This is a genomic window from Hymenobacter koreensis (genome assembly GCF_039541855.1).
In the GTDB taxonomy this organism is placed as follows: Bacteria; Bacteroidota; Bacteroidia; order Cytophagales; family Hymenobacteraceae; genus Solirubrum; species Solirubrum koreensis.
This window is the reverse complement of record NZ_BAABHA010000018.1, coordinates 1-3,140: the sequence shown is the minus strand read 5'-3', so window position 1 is coordinate 3,140 and position 3,140 is coordinate 1. Positions and strand designations below refer to the sequence as shown.

The following is a 3,140-nucleotide window of genomic DNA, read 5'->3' as shown; positions in this document are numbered from 1 at the left end:
CAGTACCATAGGCGCACCGGGGCTTAACGACTCTGTTCGGAATGGGAAGAGGTGAACACCCGGGCTAAAGCCACCATTTCTGATGCGGCCCGCCCCGGAATCGGGGCGGCCGTGAAGCGTTGACGCACGGCCAGCAAACAACAAGGGGAGAGCAAATCCGCACACGGAGCGGGGTTGACAGAAGCGTTCGGTTCATTAGTACCGCTCGGCTCGCGTCTTTCAACGCTTCGACCTGCGGCCTATCAACGTGGTGGTCTTCCACGGACCTTATTAACGGAAGTCTCATCTTGAGGTGAGTTTCGCACTTAGATGCTTTCAGCGCTTATCTCGTCCCAGCGTAGCTACCCAGCGCTGCACCTGGCGGCACAACTGGTACACCAGCGGCTGGTCCATCCCGGTCCTCTCGTACTAAGGACAGGTCCTCTCAAACTTCCAACGCCCGCCACAGATAGGGACCGAACTGTCTCACGACGTTCTGAACCCAGCTCGCGTGCCACTTTAATCGGCGAACAGCCGAACCCTTGGGACCTTCTCCAGCCCCAGGACGTGACGAGCCGACATCGAGGTGCCAAACCTCCCCGTCGATATGAGCTCTTGGGGGAGATCAGCCTGTTATCCCCGGCGTACCTTTTATCCTTTGAGCGATGGCCCTTCCATGCGGAACCACCGGATCACTATATCCGTCTTTCGACCCTGCTCGGCGTGTCAGCCTCACAGTCAAGCCCGCTTCTGCTATTGCGCTCTGCAACCGGTTACCAAGCGGTCTGAGCGGACCTTTGAAAGCCTCCGATACTCTTTTGGAGGCGACCACCCCAGTCAAACTACCCAGCAGACACTGTTTCCGTTGCCGGATTAGGCGCCAAACAACGCAAGGGTGGTATTTCAACGTCGGCTCCCCGAGACCTAGCGGCCCCGGCTCACAGCCTCCCACCTATGCTACACATGCGTTGTCCAGCGTCAATGTCAACCTATAGTAAAGGTGCACGGGGTCTTTCCGTCCCGTGGCGGGTACTCGGCATCTTCACCGAGACTTCAATTTCACCGAGCTCACGGCTGAGACAGCGCCCAGATCGTTACACCATTCGTGCAGGTCGGAACTTACCCGACAAGGAATTTCGCTACCTTAGGACCGTTATAGTTACGGCCGCCGTTTACCGGGGCTTCGATTCAAACCTTCGGGTTGCCCCTAAGTTCCCCTCTTAACCTTCCGGCACCGGGCAGGTGTCAGGCCTTATACGTCCTCTTGCGAGTTGGCAAAGCCATGTGTTTTTGTTAAACAGTCGCCTGGGCCTTTTCACTGCGGCTTCTCCATCGCTGGAGGAAGCGTCCCTTCTCCCGAAGTTACAGGACCATTTTGCCGAGTTCCTTGGCCGTGATTCACTCGAGCGCCTCAGGATGCTCTCCTTGACTACCTGTGTCGGTTTGCGGTACGGGTTGCTCAATCGTAAACGCTTAGCGGGTTTTCTTGGGAGTCTGATTAGGACGACTATGTCCGCGCCCCGAGGGGCTTGGACTACTATCAGCTTTCAGCTACCAGGGCGTACTTAACTACCCCGGCAATACCTACGGCCTTCAACGGGCACTTCCGTCCGCCCGCGCGTCTTTCACTTCTCCGTCACCGCATCACTCAATTAAGCAAGTGCTGGAATATCAACCAGCTGGCCATCGACGTAGCCTCTCGGCGTAGCCTTAGGTCCCGACTAACCCTGCTCCGATTAGCGTTGAGCAGGAAACCTTAGTCTATCGGCGTGGGGGTTTCGCACCCCCATTATCGTTACTCATGCCTACATTTGCTTTTCCAGCCGCTCCAGTACGCCTCCCGGTCATACCTTCACCGCTGCTGGAATGCTCCCCTACCACTTGCACATAGTGCAAATCCATCGCTTCGGTACCGGACTTGATGCCCGCGTATTATCGATGCCCTGTCGCTCGACCAGTGAGCTGTTACGCACTCTTTAAATGAATGGCTGCTTCCAAGCCAACATCCTGGCTGTCAAAGCAACTGGACCTCCTTTGTTCAACTTAGCCCGGATTTAGGGACCTTAGCGGATGGTCTGGGTTCTTTCCCTCTCGGCGTGGGACCTTAGCACCCCACGCCTCACTGCCGTGTACATCGCGCCGGCATTCGGAGTTCGTCAGGATTCGGTAGGCTGTGACACCCCCTAGTCCTATCGGTAGCTCTACCTCCGGCGGACTCAACCACGACGCTGTACCTCAATACATTTCGGGGAGTACGAGCTATTTCTCAGTTTGATTGGCCTTTCACCCCTACCCACAGGTCATCCAAATCCTTTTCAACGGAAACTGGTTCGGGCCTCCAGTTGGTTTTACCCAACCTTCACCCTGCCCATGGGTAGATCACAAAGTTTCGCGTCTACCCCCTCTGACTCTGCGCCCTGTTCAGACTCGCTTTCGCTGCGGCTCCGTGTCTTCAGACACTTAACCTTGCCAGAGAGGAGTAACTCGTAGGCTCATTATGCAAAAGGCACGCCGTCACCCCACCAAGGGGCTCCGACCGCTTGTAAGCGCACGGTTTCAGGTTCTTTTCACTCCCTTATTCAGGGTTCTTTTCACCTTTCCCTCACGGTACTGGTTCACTATCGGTCTCTCAGGAGTATGTAGCCTTGGCGGATGGTACCGCCGGATTCAGACGGGATTTCGCTGGTCCCGCCTTACTCAGGAGTCCGCTACCGTGCTGGATACATTCGCCTACGGGATTCTCACCCTCTACGATCGACTTTCCCACGTCGTTCGGCTATAATCCAACAATCAGATGTCGCGGTCCTACAACCCCGGACTGGCCGTAACCAACCCGGTTTGGGCTAATCCCCGTTCGCTCGCCACTACTTGGGGAATCACATGTTGTTTTCTGTTCCTCCGGGTACTTAGATGTTTCAGTTCCCCGGGTTTGCCTTCGGGCGACTAAACGCCTCGAATCCCTATGCTTCACATAGGGGGGTTGCCCCATTCGGAAATCGATGGATCAACGGGTATGTGCCCCTCCCCACCGCTTATCGCAGCTTATCACGTCCTTCCTCGCCTCTGAGAGCCTAGGCATCCCCCGTGCGCCCTTCGTTACTTCTGTCAAAGTAACGGCCCTCGCCGAAGCAAGAGCTGTTTGCTCGTGTGTGGATGCGCAC

Annotated in this window: 2 rRNA genes; both read right to left on the bottom strand. The window is 56.2% G+C overall.

Features of this window, described 5'->3' with window-relative positions:
• Positions 1-78 (bottom strand): 5S ribosomal RNA (rrf, locus tag ABD903_RS23320); the annotation flags it as partial.
• A gap of 96 nt (positions 79-174) precedes the next feature.
• Positions 175-3,086 (bottom strand): 23S ribosomal RNA (locus ABD903_RS23225).
• Between the last annotated feature and the right edge of the window lie 54 nt (positions 3,087-3,140).